This window comes from Sutcliffiella halmapala, assembly GCF_002019665.1.
GTDB classification, from domain to species: Bacteria; Bacillota; Bacilli; order Bacillales; family Bacillaceae_I; genus Sutcliffiella_A; species Sutcliffiella_A halmapala.
The window spans coordinates 3,606,753-3,623,537 of the sequence record NZ_KV917375.1 but is presented as its reverse complement, the minus strand read 5'-3'; the positions used below and the strand labels follow the sequence as shown (position 1 = coordinate 3,623,537).

Here is a 16,785-nt window from a genome sequence, read left to right as displayed (position 1 = left end):
GGGGATAAGATGGAAGTAGGAATAGAGAAAAAGCCTATGCAGGAATTAAAGCCTTACAAAAAGAAACGGTTTGCAAAAATGGCTGCAATTATCCGAAAGGATTGGCAGCTTTACTCACTATTAATCTTACCTATTATTTATTTAGTTATTTTTAAATATGGCCCTATGCTTGGGAATGTTATTGCCTTTAGAAGGTTCGTACCTGGAGGAAATATTTATGGAGAAAGCTGGGTTGGGTTCCACTATTTTAGAATGTTTATTAATGACCCTACTTTTTGGAAGGTTTTTACTAACACATTAGTTCTAGGAAGTCTTACGTTAATTATTGCTTTTCCAATACCGATTATATTTGCCCTACTATTAAATGAAGTAAAAGCAAGAAAGTTTAAAAGATTCGTTCAAACGGCATCATATTTGCCACATTTTCTCTCCATTGTAATTGTTGCAGGTATGGTCCTACAGCTAACTGCAGTGAATGGATCTATCAATGCAATAGTTGAATTTTTCACCGGCGAGCGCCTTAATTTTATGCAGCAAGCAGAATGGTTTAGGACCATTTATATTACCTCAGAAATATGGCAAGGGATGGGATGGGGAGCTATTTTATACTTAGCTGCGTTAACGACGATTGATGAATCTTTATATGAGGCGGCAAAAATAGATGGTGCAAATAGGTGGAAACAAACCTTACATATAACGATTCCAGGGATCTTACCTACCATTGTAGTTTTACTAATCTTAAATATTGGTAGTTTCTTATCAGTAGGCTTTGAGAAAATATTACTCCTATACAATCCATTAATTTATGATACTTCAGATGTTATTTCTACTTATTTATATCGAGTTGGTTTAGAATCTAGTAACTTCAGCTATGCTACAGCGATTGGATTATTTGAGTCAATCATTGGATTAGTATTAGTGCTTTCAGCCAACAAGATATCAAGAAAATTAACAGAGAGAAGCTTGTGGTAGGAGGGGAAAATAATGCAAGAGTCACTGTCTTATAAGATTTTTAAAGTGTTTAATGGCTTCATCTTGATATTAGTAATTTTCTGTACGCTGTATCCATTTCTCAATGTGGTTGCGCAATCATTCAGTAGTGAAGCATATATCAATGCAGGAAAAGTAAACTTGCTACCAAAAGGCTTTAATATCGACACGTATAAAACGGTAGTAGCAGATAAAATGTTTTGGATTAACTATAAAAACACGGTTGTTTACACCGTAGTTGGAACTGTCATCTCGATGTTTCTAACGACGATATTTGCTTATGCCCTATCGAAAAAACGACTTGTGGGGCGAAAGTACTTAACTCTATTTGCTGTATTTACTATGTTCTTTAATGGTGGATTAATTCCAAACTATGTATTGATTAATGCTCTAGGTTTTGGCAATACGATGTGGGCAATTGTTATTCCAGGAGCAATTAGTATCTATAACATGCTTATCATGAAATCATTTTTTGAGAATATGCCGGAAGAGCTAGAAGAAGCAGCTTCCATCGATGGATTAAATACGTATGGGATTTTAATGAAAATCATCTTGCCTTTAAGTAAAGCAGTAATTGCTACGATGATCCTTTTTTATTCTGTTGCACATTGGAACTCTTGGTTTCCAGCATTCTTATATTTAGATCAAAAAGAGCTATTTCCCGTTACGATTTATTTGAGGAACATGATCGCAGGGGTAACAGGTGGTGTTTCTGCAGGAGCTACATCAGCTGATAATTTAACGCAAATTGCTGCGAATATTAAATCTGTAACGATGGTATTAACAATTTTACCGATTTTAACTATTTATCCTTTTGTACAAAAATATTTCGTATCAGGTGTAATGTTAGGATCGGTAAAGTAATGAGGGGTTTTACATTTTTACCATATATTATTTTTTAGGGGGAAAAGGGAATGGAGAAATTTTTTTCAAAGCGCATGAGGATGTTGGTGTTATTAACTATCTTTACAATTGTTTTTGCAGGGTGTTCGGACAAGTCGAGCACTGATGTAGAAAAAGAGCAAAAAGGGGCAATGGATTCCTATGGAGTCGGAGAAACATTTAAATCAGCTGAAGAGCTAGAATTTACAATTATGTACAGTGATCATCCAAACTACCCATACAAAAAAGATTGGTTGCTATGGGAAGAGATTGCTGATAGAACAAATGTTTCATTAAAACCTACTATTATACCGATGAGTGACTATAGTCAAAAGCGTAGCCTATTAATCAGCTCAGGTGATTCACCACTTATTATTCCGAAAACATATGGTGGAGAAGAATCTGCCTTCGTTTCCTCTGGTGCAATTTTACCAGTTAGTGACTATGTAGATAAAATGCCACATTTTATGGATAAAGTAACGAAATGGGGCTTAGAGGATGAGTTAGAAGGTTTAAGACAAAACGATGGAAAGTATTATTTGCTTCCGGGGTTGCATGAAGCAGTATGGCCTGACTACACCTTAATCGTTCGTACAGATATTTTTGAAGAGAATAATATTCCTCTACCTACAACGTGGGATGAAGTATATGAGGCAATGAGAACCTTGAAAGCAAAGTATCCAGACAACATTCCTTTCTCTGATCGCTATCAATTTAACAGTACGTTAAACATTAGCTCAGTAGGATTTGGAACAAAAGCAGGTTGGGGTTTTGTCAATGGTCTAACGTATAAAAAAGATGCGGATGAGTTTATCTACACATCCACTACGGATGAGTATAAGGAATTACTTACTTATTTCAATAAATTAGTTAATGATGGATTGTTAGACAAAGAGAGCTTCACACAAGATGACGAGCAAGCAATTCAAAAGTTTGTATCTGGTAAATCCTTCATCATAAATGGAAACTCTCAAGATGTTGTCTCTTACCGCAATAGTATGAATCAATTATTAGGTGAAGGAAACTATTCCATTTCTAAAATTACGGTACCAGGTGGACCAGCTGGACAGCTAATGGCCGGAACTCGTCTTGAAAACGGTGTCATGATTTCTTCTAAAGCAAAACAAAGTGAGAATTTTGAAGCTTTATTACAATTTGTAGATTGGCTTTACTACAGTGATGAAGCTCAAGAGTTTGTGAAGTGGGGAGTAGAAGGTACGACCTTTACAAAAGAAAATGGGGAAAGAAAATTAACAGCTGATTGGAATTATAACGGATTAAACCCAGCAGGCTCGAAAGATTTAAGGATAGAAAATGGCTTCTCTGGCGGTGTATTCACATATGGTGGTAATACAGAATTATTACATTCCATGATGCTAGAGGAAGAAATCAAATTCCAAGAGAACATGAAAAATGTAAAAACAGTAGTTCCAGCAGAACCAGCGATTCCATACACAATTGAAGATCGAGAAAGAGTAACACTATTAAGTACACCATTAAAAGATTACTCAGATCAAAACACCTTAAAATTTATTCTAGGAACACGTGATCTAAGCGAATTCGATGCTTTCGTCAATGAACTAAAAAACCAAGGACTTGATCAATATTTAGAACTTGCTAACAAAACATACCAAGACTACAACAAGAAAAACAACTAATAAAAAAGGTTGCCACTCCTTCAAAAGGAGAGGCAACCTAATTGTCTAACTAACCAAATTGCAACATGAGCAATGAAAAATGGGAGGATTTAGACAGAAAACCTTCCTATTTATCCGTTTCCCCTGTAGATTGCAGCGGATGGTACTTGACTACTGCTGGAGAAGCGCGTTTCGGGAGACCCCGCAGGAGCTGTGCTCCGAGGAGGCTCCCGAAACGCCCCGCGGAAAGCAAGTGACAGGAGCGGAAATTGGAAGGGAGTTTGACAGACAACCTACTTATTTTCAGGGTAGCCTAAAACAACTTAAATAAAACTACAAGCTAGAATAAAGGATGATGGAAAATGGAACAAAGAAAAGAATTCGGACAAGGAATACTATTTACTTTTACTAACTATGTATACTGGATATCTTTAACCAACATTTACTTTATTCTAGCAAATATCGTTTTTCTCTTTTTCTTTATGACATTAACTCCAACATTTTCGAATATCATTTTATACTTTTTAGCACTTATCCCATCTGGACCAGCTATTTCAGGAATATTATATTCCATGGGCAAGCTCATTCACGAGAAAGAGCTATCGCCTACCAAAGATTTTCTGTATGGGTATAAGACAAAAGTGAAATCTACCTTATTTTTATGGAGTCAAATTCTCTTAATCTATTTCATTTTACTTGTTGATCTCCAATATCTTCGCCAGTCTGCATCAGATACTAATCAAGTCCTATCTATCGTTATCTTTATTTTGATGATAGTAGGAGTAATGGTTTGTATCAATGCGTTAACAATTAATTCTCATTTCAATTTTAGATTACGAGATATATGGAAATTATCCATGTACTACTGTTTTAACAAGGTAAAATGCACATTGGGAAATTTTTTTATTTTGTTCCTTGTTGGAGTAGCCACTGTCATCACTACTAATTTTTTGATTCTTTTTGTTTCTAGTATCGTAGCGTATCTAATTCTCCTTAATCAACAAGAAATGTTAGAAGATGTTAAAAAGAATTTTGTAAAACAGGGATAGGAAAAGTGGAGGTAGGAATATGAAGAAAGTACTTTTTGGAGGAGACTATAATCCTGAACAATGGCCTGAAGAAGTATGGTCAGAAGATATGAATCTTTTTGGTGAGGCTCATATTGAAACGTTAACGGTTGGTGTATTTAGCTGGTCTATTATTCAAAAAGATGAGAATACGTATGATTTTTCCGTTTTAGATAAAATAATGGAATTCTTGCAGGCGAATAACAAAAATGTTTGTCTTGCAACAGGCACTGCAGCACATCCACCATGGATGGCGAATAAATACCCTGAGGTGACACGAGTAGATTTTGAAGGAAGAAAAAGAAAATTTGGTCAACGACATAACTCGTGTCCCAATAGTCCTGTTTATCAAAAGTACTCTAAGTTATTAGCTGAAAAAATTGCAACTAGATATCATCATTATAACAATATTATTGCTTGGCATGTGAACAATGAGTACGGGGGCACTTGTTACTGTGAAAATTGCGAAAAGGCTTTTCGCTCATGGTTACAGAAAAAATACGGTACGTTAGAAAAGTTGAATGATGCATGGAATACTACTTTTTGGTCGCATTATTTTTATGATTGGGAGGAAATAGTAGTCCCTAATGCATTAAGTGAACATTATAACAAAGAAAATGTAACAGCCTTTCAAGGGATTACGCTAGATTATATGCGCTTTAATTCTGACAGCATGTTAGCTAATTTCATCGCAGAAAAAGAAATAGTAAAGGATATTACTCCAGGCATTCCAGTAACGACAAACTTTATGGGAATGTATCGACCTCTCGATTACTTTAAGTGGGCGAAGCATTTAGATTTCATATCGTGGGATAATTATCCGCCTGATATGCATTCAGAAGCAAGAATGGCGTTAACGCATAGTTTGATGCGGGGGTTAAAGAAAGGTCAGCCATTTTGGTTAATGGAGCAAACTCCTAGTACAACTGCATGCAGAGATATAAATCCAGTGAAAAGGCCAGGTGTTATGAGGCTATGGAGTTATCAGGCTCTTGCGCATGGGGCGGACGCTATTTTATTTTTCCAAATGAGAAAATCGAAAGGGGCATCTGAAAAGTATCACGGAGCCGTTATTGACCATTCAGGTCGGAATGATACGAGAGTATTTAAGGAAATAACAGGACTCGGTGAGGAATTGCTTTTGCTTGAAAATGAGGTAATTGGCGCTGTCACGAAGGCCAAGGTTGCCCTCGTATTTGATTGGGATTGCTGGTGGGCTGTTGAAATTTCTGATGGACCAAGTAGATATATCAGTTATCAGCAGACGATGATCCATTACTATCAAGCATTATACAAATTGAATGTTGATATTGATGTTATTGGTCTTGATCAAAGCCTTGAGGACTATGAAATCGTTATCGCACCTCTATTGCATATGATGAAAGATAATTACTATCAAAAATTAGAAGAGTTTGTGGAGAAGGGCGGAATATTTGTCACTACGTATTTAAGCGGAATTGTGGATGAGTATGATAATGCAATATTAGATGTGAGTCCAGGATTATTGAAGAATCTACTTGGCATTAGAATTGACGAAACGGACACATTGCACCCGGCAGATCATAATCTCATATGCCTAGATCATGGTAAGCTACAAGGCTCGTACACATGTAACCTAATTTTTGACTTAGTTCAAACAGAAAATGCAGAGATAATTGCTACATATGGAAAGGATTTCTATGCTGGGTTACCGGTTATTACGAAAAATCATTATGGAGCTGGAGAAGCTTGGTATATTGGGAGTCAGCCAGAAGCGGCATTATTAGAAGTATTATTTAGTCAGTTAACGGAACAAAAAGGAATTGCTTCAGATATTGAAGCAGACCAAGGCTTAGAAATTGTAAGACGTCATAAAGAGGATAAAGTCTTTACCTTTATTTTAAATCATTCGGATGAAACAAAAAATATTGTATTACCAAATCACTGCTTTTGTGTATTGGAACAAAATTATTATGAGAAGGGGGAACAAATAACTCTCCCTGCTAAAGAAGTCAGGATTCTAAGAGAGACCAAGTACATTTAAAGAAACGAAGGAGCTGATCGTCATGCGTGGAATTGCCATTGTTGGGACCGGGGCGATTGCCTCTGAACATATAAAGGCATACTTAACCTTCCCTGAAAAGTGTAAAATCGTCGCCTTATGTGATATTTATCCGGAAAAAGCAGAGAAGTTAGTAAAATCGTATAAACTTGAAGCCCAAATTTATCAAGACATTCATGAAATGCTTAAAAGGGAAGATATTGATTTAGTTTCTATATGTACTCCTCCATTTACACATGCGGAAGCGGCAATTTCTTCGTTAAATGCCGGAAAGCATGTACTTGTTGAAAAACCAATGGCTTCTTCACTAGAAGAGTGCGACAAAATGATTGAAGCTGCCAAGAGAAATCAAAAGTTATTATCTGTGGTAGCTCAAAATCGTTTTCGAAATTCGGTAATGAAGCTTAAGCAAGTTCTTGATTCACAATTAATTGGTCCGATTGTTCATACTCAAGTAGATTCTTATTGGTGGAGAGGTTTGAGCTATTATGATTTGTGGTGGAGAGGAACCTGGGAGAAGGAAGGTGGGGGATGTACGTTAAATCATGCTGTCCATCACATCGACATTTATCAATGGTTAGCAGGTGCACCCTCTGAAATTATGGCTTCTATGAGTAATACCTCTCATGAAAATGCCGAGGTAGAGGATTTATCAATTGCAATAGGTAGATATCCGAATGGAAGCATGGCTCAAATTACAAGTTCGGTCGTACACCATGGTGAAGAACAGCAGTTGATTTTCCAAGGGAAGGATGCAAGAGTATCCGTTCCATGGAAGGTGAGAGCATCAAAGGCTTCGGAAAATGGCTTCCCTGTAGAGAATAAGGAATTAGAAATAAAGCTTCAAGAAATATATGATCAATTTCCAACTCTTTCTTATGAAGGACACACAGGACAGATAGATGATGTGCTAAATGCGATTGAAGAAGGAAGAAATCCTTTAGTAGATGGAGAGCAGGGCAGAAAAACATTAGAAATTATTACGTCAATTTTCCAATCAGCAAGCTTAAAGCAAACAGTAGTGCTTCCAATTACAAAGGACAGTCCATTTTATACACGAGATGGCATGATGAAGAATGCTATACGATTCTATGAAAAGAAAAAAGAAATAGTTAACTTCAATGAGAACACGATTACAACAGGTGGAAACTATTAACTCTGCAATGGAATGAAGAGGAAAATAGGAAAGGGGTTAATTCAATGAATAAAGCGGATGGGATGAATTACGCACCTGTAGGAAATAAGGAGAAGCCAGTTGTGCAAGAAGGTGAGTTTTTGTTTGCTGCAATTGGACTCGACCATGGGCATATTTATGGAATGTGTAACGGTTTAATAGAGGCTGGAGGTATGTTAGCAGTAGTATATGACGCTGACAGTAACAAAGTATCGAAGTTTCAGGAAATCTATTCCGGTGTAAAGATTGCACAAACAGAAGAGGAAATTTTAAATGATCCATCGATTAAGCTAATTGCGTGTGCAAGTATTCCTTCTAACCGTTACCAAGTAGGTCTCAAGGCGTTGGACAATGGAAAACATTTTTTTGCGGATAAACCTGCTTTTACGAAAAAGGAACAAATCGAACAAGCTCGGCAAAAAGTAACTGAGACCGGTTTAAAATGGGGAATTTATTACAGTGAACGTCTACATGTGGAAGGTGCGGTATATGCTGGACAACTAATAGATGAAGGGGCAATCGGAAGAGTTGTTCAAGTTATTGGTACAGGGCCGCATCGTGCGAATGCAAATAGTCGTCCAGAATGGTTTTTTAATCCAGAGTATTATGGAGGAATTCTATGCGATATTGGGAGCCATCAAATCGAACAATTTCTATTTTATAGTGGGGCAAAGGATGCGAAGGTGCTACATAGTAAGGTAGCAAATTATAGCTTTAAGAATTACCCGAAGTTTGAGGATTTTGGAGATGCTACATTAGTTGCTGACAATGGTGCCACTTTTTATTTCCGAGTAGATTGGCTGACACCTGATGGACTCGGAACATGGGGAGATGGTCGCGTTATCATTCTTGGAACAGAAGGATATATCGAAGTTCGGAAATATATTGATATCGGAAGAGAAAACACTTCTAACCACTTATATTTAGTCAATCATCACGGAGAAACGCATATTGATTGTTCTGGAAAGGTTGGGTTTCCTTTCTTTGGTGCCTTCATTTTGGACTGCCTAAATGGAACAGAGACGGCGATGACTCAAGAGCATGCTTTTAAAGCAGCGGAGTTGTGCATAGAAGCCCAAGAAAAAGCGCTGAAAATTGAGACAGCAGAAGCATCGTACAGCATATAAGAAAAGCGAGAGAATGCAAGGCTAACAGTTTGGAAGAAACTTTTGAAACGGTTACGTGATTCTCTAATGACATTCATAAAGGAGGAACAGTATTGCTTGTTCAACACACTATTAGAGGGTCCACTAGGGATTTTTCCTATAACCTGTTAAAACACAAAATATTAAATTTTGAGCTCGAACCTGGAACTAAAATTTCTGAGAAGGAAATTGCAGAAACGCTGAAAGTAAGCAGGACTCCGATACGAGAGGCTTTTATTCGGCTCTCTCAAGAAGAGCTCTTAGACATCATTCCTCAAAGTGGGACCATTGTTTCTCGGATAAATATGAATTATGTGGAGGAAGGCAGATTCATCAGGGAAAAAGTAGAAAGAGAAATTGTCGGCTTACTTATCAATCACTTATCAGAGGATTACCGCTTTAAACTCGAAAGTAATTTAGCTATGCAGGATCTATGTGTCGAGAATAAAAATTATTTAAAGCTTTTTGAATTGGATGAAGAATTCCATCAAATTTTATTTTATTCATGTGGTAAAGCACGTACTTGGAAAATGATTCAGCAGCTGAATATACATTTTAATAGATTACGAGTTTTGCGATTATCTCATCACTCTAATTGGGAACATATTATCTCCCAGCATAAAGAAATTTATCGTTTGATTGTAAATAAAGATGTGGAAGGTGCAAAAAATGCGATGGAGGAGCATTTATGCTTAGTTGATCTTGAAAAGGATATGTTCCTTGAACGATTTCCACATTTTTTTATTTAACCGTTTTCTCTGGGCGGCATCACTGTTGCTCAGTTTTAATTACATATTATTTAATAATAATTGATAGGGGACTTTCATGTGATAACTTCATTTAGATGGTTTGGGAAAGAAGAAGATAGCGTGCAATTAGAGCATATTAAGCAAATTCCTGGCATCAATGGGATAGTAGGAGCTCTGTTTCATATACCAGTAGGCGAAGTTTGGCCACTTGAGGATATTCTTCAATTAAAGAAAGAAGTCAATCAGCATAGACTTAAGCTTGAAGTAATTGAAAGTGTTAACATCCATGAAGATATAAAGCTTGGCCTTCCAAGTAGAGATGTATATATAGAGAATTACATTCAAACGATTCGACATTTGTCAAAGGTCGGAGTGAAGGTGATTTGTTATAATTTCATGCCCGTATTTGATTGGACAAGATCAGACCTAGCAAAAGAGCTACCAGATGGTTCAACGGTTCTTGCTTATGAAAAGGAAAAAGTGGAAGGTCTCAATCCATTAGATCTTGTTCAAAATATGGAGGAGCTTTCCAACGGTTATTCTTTGCCGGGTTGGGAGCCTGAACGCTTGAAATCATTAAAGCGACTTTTTGAATTATACAAAGATGTAAATGAGGAAGAGCTATTTCAGCATCTGCAGTATTTCTTAGAAAGGGTTATACCAGTCGCGGAAGAGTGCGACATAAAATTAGCGATTCATCCGGATGATCCACCATGGTCTGTTTACGGCCTACCAAGAATTGTCACGAACAAAGAAAATCTCGAAAGAATTGTGAAACTTGTGGATAGTCCATCGAATGGTCTTACATTGTGCTCTGGTTCGCTTGGTGCTAATCCCGCCAATAATATTCCAGAGATAATGAGACATTTTCTAGAAATGGACCGTGTTCCGTTTGTACATCTGCGAAATATAAAAATCTATGAAAATGGTGATTTTGAGGAATCCTCACATAGGAGTGTTGATGGCTCATTAGATATGTTTGAAATCATCAAAGCACTTCATGATCATGAATTCCAAGGTTATTTCCGCCCTGATCATGGAAGAATGATCTGGGGAGAAGAAGCTCGACCTGGCTATGGTCTTTATGATAGGGGCATGGGAATTATGTATATTCAGGGGATATGGGAAGCGCTTGAGAAAAGTAAAAAAGAATCAGTATTGGAAGGGAGAACAATCGATGCTGCCATTAAATGAGAGCCTAATTGGTAAGGTTGCCGTCATTACAGGTGGAGGCGGAGTGTTATGTGGCTGCATGGCGAAGGAATTAGGAAGACAAGGTATAAAAGTAGCCATTCTTAACCGTACGTTTGATAAAGCTGAATTAGTAGCTAAGGAGATAAGAGAGCAGGGAGGCATTGCATTAGCAGTAGCGTGTGATGTAACGGATATAGAGAGTGTGAAGCAAGCGGAAGAAACTGTATTTCAGAAATTTGGTCCAGCTGATGTATTGATAAATGGAGCAGGAGGTAATCATCCAAAAGGAGTAACGACGAAAGAAAAGTTTGATTTGGCTGATTTTCAAAATGGAGAGCTTACGACATTTTTTGATTTAACACTAGAAGGCTTCTCTTTTGTATTTAATTTAAACTTAATTGGTACTTTACTTCCAACGCAAATTTTCTCCAAAAGAATGATTGGAAACAAAGGAACCATCATTAATATTTCATCGATGAGTGCACCAAGCCCAATGACGAAGGTACCAGCCTATAGTGCTGCAAAAGCTGGTGTTGAGAATTTTACAAAATGGCTGGCGGTCCACATGGCAGAGGCGGGGATAAGAGTAAATGCGATTGCTCCTGGATTTTTCCTAACAAAGCAAAATGAAGCACTTCTTAAGAACCCTGATGGAAGCTATACCGAGAGAACCGAAAAAATATTAGCTAATACTCCAATGAGGCGCTTAGGAAACCCGGAAGATTTACTTGGGGCATTATTATGGTTAGTGAATGAAGAAGCAAGTGGATTTGTAACCGGAATAAGTGTCCCGGTAGATGGCGGTTTTATGGCATATTCAGGGGTTTAATGGCGCCTCTTCATGAAGTTTATTCAGGTGTTGGGAACTACTTTGGACGAATATCTATGCAAATCGGATGAATGTCAAGTGATTTTGGACGAATATCTATGCAAATCGGACGAATGTTAAGTGATTTTGGACGGATAGACATGTAAATCGGATGAATAGATGTGATTACAACAGAATACTACCTCAACTTGAACTGATTTTAGCAACAGATTTCAACTTTTAGATGAAAGAAGGTAACAAAATGATGGAAAATCAAGAATATGATACGTGTTGGTTAGACTATAAGCAAGATAGCTCTCGTAATTACCCAGTTTTTTTCTCCAATTTAGTCATTCAGGAGGAAGAATCACCGATAATTTTAGCTGCTAAAGAGGAATTAGTTAATGGAATCACAGCGATAACAGGGATGGAACCGAGATTTTCTACAGTAGAGGTACTGGAACCTTCTATTATTCTAACAACTTTAAATAATAGAGGTATTTCTAATGAGGTTGATTGGGATCAGTGCGAGGGAGCATTAAATGATGAAGGATACGCGCTTACTGCAGCAACTGTAAATAATCAAAATTGTCTACTTCTAATTGGTAAAACGGATAAAGGGTTACTTTATGCCACTTTCCATTTACTTAGACTTCTGCAAACAAAATCTGATTTGGAGAATGTTTCAATTGTAGAGAATCCTGTAAATCAACTGCGTATGCTAAATCATTGGGATAACATGGATGGAAGTATAGAGCGAGGGTATGCTGGAAATTCCATCTTCTATAAAGATTATCAGTTTACGAAAAATTTTAAGAGAATCAAAGATTACGCACGTTTAATGGCTTCTATTGGGATAAACGGGATTGCAATAAATAATGTGAATGTTCATGAAATAGAATCGAAGCTTATAACGAGTGAGTATTTACCTGATGTAGCGGAAATAGCAGGGATTTTTCGTTCTTATGGAATAAAGACCTTTTTAAGTATTAACTATGCTAGCACGATTCAGCTTGGGGGGCTTGATACAGCGGATCCCCTTGACTCTCGAGTTCGGGAATGGTGGAAGGAGAAAACAGCAGAAGTATATAACTATATTCCTGATTTTGGTGGTTATGTTGTAAAAGCCGATTCTGAACATCGCCCTGGTCCATTTACATATAACAGAAATCACGCTGATGGATCCAATATGTTAGCAGAAGCTTTACTTCCATTTAACGGTGTTGTCATCTGGCGTTGTTTTGTTTATAACTGTCTGCAAGATTGGCGTGATCGCGAGACAGATCGAGCACGAGCGGCCTATGATCATTTTAAACCTTTAGATGGACAGTTTATGGATAATGTTATTTTGCAAATAAAAAATGGACCGATGGATTTCCAAGTAAGGGAACCGGTTTCTCCATTATTTGGAGCGATGCCAACGACGAATCAGATCATTGAATTCCAAATTACCCAGGAGTATACAGGGCAGCAGAAGCATCTATGTTATTTAATCCCTCAATGGAAAGAAGTATTAGATTTTGATACGTATGCAAAAGGTGAAGGTTCTCCTGTTAAACGAATTGTGGATGGGTCACTTTATTCTTATAAGTTCAGTGGAGTTTCTGCTGTCATCAATGTAGGGGATGACTCCAATTGGACTGGTCATACACTTGCACAGGCCAATTTATATGGATATGGCAGACTAACATGGAATCCTGAATTGTCAGCAGAAGATATAACAAATGAGTGGATTATCCGAACATTTGGGGCAGATGAGGAAGTGTTAGAGCAAGTAAATAGAATGTTAGCAGATTCTTGGAGAATCTATGAAAATTATACAGCCCCTCTTGGTGTTGGTTGGATGGTGAATCCGAACCACCATTACGGACCAAATGTAGATGGCTATGAATACTCGGTATGGGGAACTTATCATTATGCTGATTTTCAGGGGATTGGTGTTAATAGAACCGTAACAAGTGGTACGGGTTATACCACTCAATATTTTCCGGAAAATACTAGTCTTTATGAATCGTTGGAGACTTGCCCTGATAATCTAGTATTATTCTTCCATCATGTTCCGTATACCCATCAGCTTAAATCAGGCGAAACGGTTATCCAGCATATTTACAACACCCATTTTGTAGGGGTGGAGCAAGTTACCGTATTGAAAGAAAGATGGGAAAAGTTGAATGGAAGGGTGGACAAACAAAAATATAAAGAGGTCTTAGAGAGACTTGAGATTCAGCTTGCGCATTCAAAGGAATGGAGAGATATTATTAATACGTACTTTTATCGAAAGTCTGGAATAGCAGACGAATTAGGTAGAAAAATTTATTGATTTATTATTCTTAATGAAGATAAGGAGATTATCATGAAATCTATTAAGGTTCAAGAAGAGACCGGTACAATTCTTAATACGAACTGGAATTTCTGCGTTGGAACTGGCCGCCTAGGACTTGCCTTGCAAAAGGAATACTTAGATCATTTGAAAATCGTTAAGGAAAAAATCGGGTTCAAATATATACGCGGTCATGGTCTACTTTCGGACGATGTGGGAATTTATCGAGAAATCAAGGTTGGCGAAGAAACGAAAGTCTTTTATAACTTTACGTATATCGACCGAATTTTTGATTCTTTTCTGGAAATAGGAATTCGTCCATTTATTGAGTTTGGTTTCATGCCATCTCAACTTGCTTCAGGAGATCAAACGATATTTTATTGGAAGGGGAATGTAACTCCTCCAAAGGATTATGGAAAGTGGAAGGATTTAATTGTAGCGGTAGTTTCTCATTTTATCGAACGATATGGAATAGACGAAGTGAAAACCTGGCCCTTTGAAGTGTGGAATGAACCAAATCTAACTAATTTTTGGGAAGGAGCGAATAAAGAGGAGTATTTCAAGCTCTATAAAGTGACGGCTAACGCGGTAAAAGAAGTGAATTCTGAGCTACAAGTAGGTGGTCCTGCAATTTGTGGGGGAGCCGATCAGTGGATTGTGGATTTTCTTCAATTCTGCCATACGGAAAATGTCCCAGTAGATTTTGTTAGTAGACATGCTTACACATCAGAAAGTCCAAATAAAGTGACACCAGACTATTATTATCAAAACTTAGTAGACAATACAGACATGTTACATCAATTTAAGGTCGTAAAGGGACTAATCAAGGAATCTCCATTCCCGGAATTGCCGTTTCATATAACAGAATACAATACTTCTTATAGTCCAATTAATCCAGTGCATGATACACCATTAAATGCAGCGTACTTAGCAAGAATACTAAGTGAGGGTGGAGATTATGTAGATTCTTTCTCTTACTGGACATTTAGTGATGTTTTCGAGGAAGCGGATGTTCCAAAAGCTCAATTCCATGGTGGCTTTGGATTGATGGCTTTAAATGAAATTCCAAAGCCAACCTTTCATTTGTTTGCCTTTTTTCATCAATTAGGAGAAACTCAAGTTTATCGTGATGAGCAAGTTCTTGTCACAAAAAGAAAAGATGGCACTGTCGTATTAGTTGCATGGAATGAAGTACTGGAAAAAGGAGAAGGCTTTGAAAGAGAGCTCCGTTTAGAACTCCCGGTTGCTTCAGGGAATGTATTTATAAAGCGCCAAACAGTAGATGAGCAGCATGCAAATCCGTGGAGGGTCTGGCAGGAAATGGGCAGACCAAGATTTCCTGATAAAAACTCTGTAGAAACATTAAAACAGGCAGCCAAGCCGAAGTTAAGTACGTGGAAAGATACAGCAGAAAATGGAATCATCGATCTAACTATCACACTTACAAAGAATGAAATAACACTTATTGAGATAATTCCAGTAAAAGATGAAACGAACACTTACTTTGGATTAGATGATAGTTTAATAAATTCTTACTAAATATAGAAAGAAAACGGGTACCAGGTTAAGTGCTGGTACCCGTTTTTTATACTGTTTGGATGGACTTAAAAAAGTTTTCAATAGAAAAAGCTGCTACCCCTAAAGCGGAGACAGGAGTGGATAAGTCTGAGAAGGATAGTTTAATATCCGTTTGATGAAATGGTAAGGTATATTGTCTCACTACGTCTTCAACAGAAGGTTCTATCCATTTTCTAGCCTCTACTAGACGATTTCCGACAATTATTTGCTTCGGATTAAATGTGTGAATAATATTAATTAGACCAACACCGATGGAACGACCAATTTCTTCAAAAAGGTCAATAGCTTGTCGCACGTCCTGATCTGCAAGGTTAATGAGGGTTTCTAATTGAATAGGACTACTATCACTAAGTTCCCACTCTAGACTATTGGCTTTTGATAAAAGAGCTTGCTCTGATGCATATAACTCCCAACAGCCTTTATTCCCACATCTACACTGTATGCCCTCGCGATCAATTGTCATATGACCGAGCTCTCCAGAGTAACCGTTTATCCCTTTATATAGCTCATTATTAATAATAATTCCGGCCCCTATTCCAATTCCTGCGCTCACATATATAAGATTTTCCGATTCCTGACCAACTCCAAATTGCTTTTCGCCATATGCACCAGCATTTGCTTCATTTTCAACTATTACCGGAATGTTAAAGGTTTTCTCCATTTCTTCCTTAAGAGAGACGTTTTTCCAGCCTAGATTAGGGGCTAATAATACATCTCCTTCGTTATTAACAATACCCGGTGCTCCAATCCCGATACCGATAACACCATAATGAGAAGGAGGAGCAGCTTTGATTAAATAGGAAATTACCTGAGTTAATCGCTCGAGTGTATCTTCAAGAGAGATATTTTGATAAAATTCCTGCTTTTTTTGAACAATATTTCCGTTTAAATCAGAAAGCACACCTAAAATATAGTTAACTCCTAAATCGATTCCGATAGAAAAGCCTGCTCCTTGATTAAACAAAAGCATGACGGGACGTCTTCCTCCACTAGATTCACCAGGTCCCGATTCATAAATTAATTTTTCTTCCAATAGCTCTGAAACAAGGGATGAGACAGTTCCCTTATTTAGTCCCGAAACTTGTGAGGTATGAGCTCGAGAAATAGGGGAGTTTTGCTTAATTAAATGTAACACTAACGATTTATTTTCCTTCTTTACCAACTGTTGATTCCAATTGCCCTGCATAATCATGCGCTTCC

General features: G+C 37.4%; 13 protein-coding genes. 12 read left to right on the top strand and 1 reads right to left on the bottom strand.

Annotation, left to right across the window (positions count from 1 at the left end; all coding sequences use genetic code 11):
- Window positions 1-36: 36 nt before the first annotated feature.
- The 12 genes from BK580_RS17885 (at window position 37) to BK580_RS17825 (ending at window position 15,546) form a co-directional block, all read left to right on the top strand.
- The gene (locus BK580_RS17885; protein ID WP_235864132.1) at window positions 37-972 is read left to right on the top strand and encodes an ABC transporter permease; all 936 of its coding nucleotides are present in this window, start codon (window positions 37-39) and stop codon (window positions 970-972) included.
- A gap of 12 nt (window positions 973-984) precedes the next feature.
- The gene (locus BK580_RS17880) at window positions 985-1,854 is read left to right on the top strand and encodes a carbohydrate ABC transporter permease (RefSeq protein ID WP_078381662.1); all 870 of its coding nucleotides are present in this window, start codon (window positions 985-987) and stop codon (window positions 1,852-1,854) included.
- 50 nt (window positions 1,855-1,904) lie between these two features.
- The gene (locus tag BK580_RS17875) at window positions 1,905-3,530 is read left to right on the top strand and encodes an ABC transporter substrate-binding protein (RefSeq protein WP_078381661.1); all 1,626 of its coding nucleotides are present in this window, start codon (window positions 1,905-1,907) and stop codon (window positions 3,528-3,530) included.
- A gap of 341 nt (window positions 3,531-3,871) precedes the next feature.
- A complete protein-coding gene (locus BK580_RS17865; RefSeq protein WP_078381659.1) occupies window positions 3,872-4,558 on the top strand; it encodes a DUF624 domain-containing protein in 687 nt (228 codons plus the stop codon).
- A gap of 19 nt (window positions 4,559-4,577) precedes the next feature.
- Window positions 4,578-6,599, top strand: coding sequence for a beta-galactosidase (locus BK580_RS17860; protein WP_078381658.1), 2,022 nt, complete (start codon window positions 4,578-4,580; stop codon window positions 6,597-6,599).
- Window positions 6,600-6,621: 22 nt separating this feature from the next.
- Complete coding sequence (locus BK580_RS17855) at window positions 6,622-7,773, top strand: Gfo/Idh/MocA family protein (RefSeq protein ID WP_078381657.1); 1,152 nt, start codon at window positions 6,622-6,624, stop codon at window positions 7,771-7,773.
- 44 nt (window positions 7,774-7,817) lie between these two features.
- A complete protein-coding gene (locus BK580_RS17850; RefSeq protein ID WP_078381656.1) occupies window positions 7,818-8,918 on the top strand; it encodes a Gfo/Idh/MocA family protein in 1,101 nt (366 codons plus the stop codon).
- Between the two features lie 92 nt (window positions 8,919-9,010).
- The gene (locus BK580_RS17845; RefSeq protein ID WP_078381655.1) at window positions 9,011-9,685 is read left to right on the top strand and encodes a GntR family transcriptional regulator; all 675 of its coding nucleotides are present in this window, start codon (window positions 9,011-9,013) and stop codon (window positions 9,683-9,685) included.
- 78 nt (window positions 9,686-9,763) lie between these two features.
- On the top strand, window positions 9,764-10,879 hold the full coding sequence (gene uxuA, locus BK580_RS17840; protein ID WP_139364926.1) for a mannonate dehydratase: 1,116 nt from the start codon (window positions 9,764-9,766) through the stop codon (window positions 10,877-10,879).
- Window positions 10,863-11,708 carry an SDR family oxidoreductase gene (locus BK580_RS17835; protein WP_078381654.1) on the top strand — a complete coding sequence of 282 codons (846 nt, stop codon included), beginning with the start codon at window positions 10,863-10,865 and terminating at the stop codon, window positions 11,706-11,708. Before uxuA ends, BK580_RS17835 begins: the two co-directional genes overlap by 17 nt.
- Before the next feature lie 241 nt (window positions 11,709-11,949).
- Window positions 11,950-14,007, top strand: a complete 2,058-nt coding sequence (locus tag BK580_RS17830; protein ID WP_235864063.1) for an alpha-glucuronidase family glycosyl hydrolase — start codon at window positions 11,950-11,952, stop codon at window positions 14,005-14,007.
- Between the two features lie 33 nt (window positions 14,008-14,040).
- Window positions 14,041-15,546, top strand: a complete 1,506-nt coding sequence (locus tag BK580_RS17825) for a GH39 family glycosyl hydrolase (RefSeq protein WP_078381652.1) — start codon at window positions 14,041-14,043, stop codon at window positions 15,544-15,546.
- 46 nt (window positions 15,547-15,592) lie between these two features.
- On the opposite strand, the gene BK580_RS17820 is transcribed toward BK580_RS17825, so the two are convergent.
- The gene (locus tag BK580_RS17820; protein WP_078381651.1) at window positions 15,593-16,777 is read right to left on the bottom strand and encodes an ROK family protein; all 1,185 of its coding nucleotides are present in this window, start codon (window positions 16,775-16,777) and stop codon (window positions 15,593-15,595) included.
- Between the last annotated feature and the right edge of the window lie 8 nt (window positions 16,778-16,785).

Bases quoted from the DNA above. Each gene is read 5' to 3' on its own strand.
- BK580_RS17875 (WP_078381661.1), top strand. From the start codon at position 1,905: ATGGAGAAATTTTTTTCAAAGCGCATGAGGATGTTGGTGTTATTAACT.
- BK580_RS17885 (WP_235864132.1), top strand. From the start codon at position 37: ATGCAGGAATTAAAGCCTTACAAAAAGAAACGGTTTGCAAAAATGGCT.
- BK580_RS17855 (WP_078381657.1), top strand. From the start codon at position 6,622: ATGCGTGGAATTGCCATTGTTGGGACCGGGGCGATTGCCTCTGAACAT.
- BK580_RS17880 (WP_078381662.1), top strand. From the start codon at position 985: ATGCAAGAGTCACTGTCTTATAAGATTTTTAAAGTGTTTAATGGCTTC.
- BK580_RS17835 (WP_078381654.1), top strand. From the start codon at position 10,863: ATGCTGCCATTAAATGAGAGCCTAATTGGTAAGGTTGCCGTCATTACA.
- BK580_RS17850 (WP_078381656.1), top strand. From the start codon at position 7,818: ATGAATAAAGCGGATGGGATGAATTACGCACCTGTAGGAAATAAGGAG.
- BK580_RS17865 (WP_078381659.1), top strand. From the start codon at position 3,872: ATGGAACAAAGAAAAGAATTCGGACAAGGAATACTATTTACTTTTACT.
- BK580_RS17830 (WP_235864063.1), top strand. From the start codon at position 11,950: ATGATGGAAAATCAAGAATATGATACGTGTTGGTTAGACTATAAGCAA.
- BK580_RS17820 (WP_078381651.1), bottom strand. From the start codon at position 16,777: ATGATTATGCAGGGCAATTGGAATCAACAGTTGGTAAAGAAGGAAAAT.
- BK580_RS17860 (WP_078381658.1), top strand. From the start codon at position 4,578: ATGAAGAAAGTACTTTTTGGAGGAGACTATAATCCTGAACAATGGCCT.
- BK580_RS17825 (WP_078381652.1), top strand. From the start codon at position 14,041: ATGAAATCTATTAAGGTTCAAGAAGAGACCGGTACAATTCTTAATACG.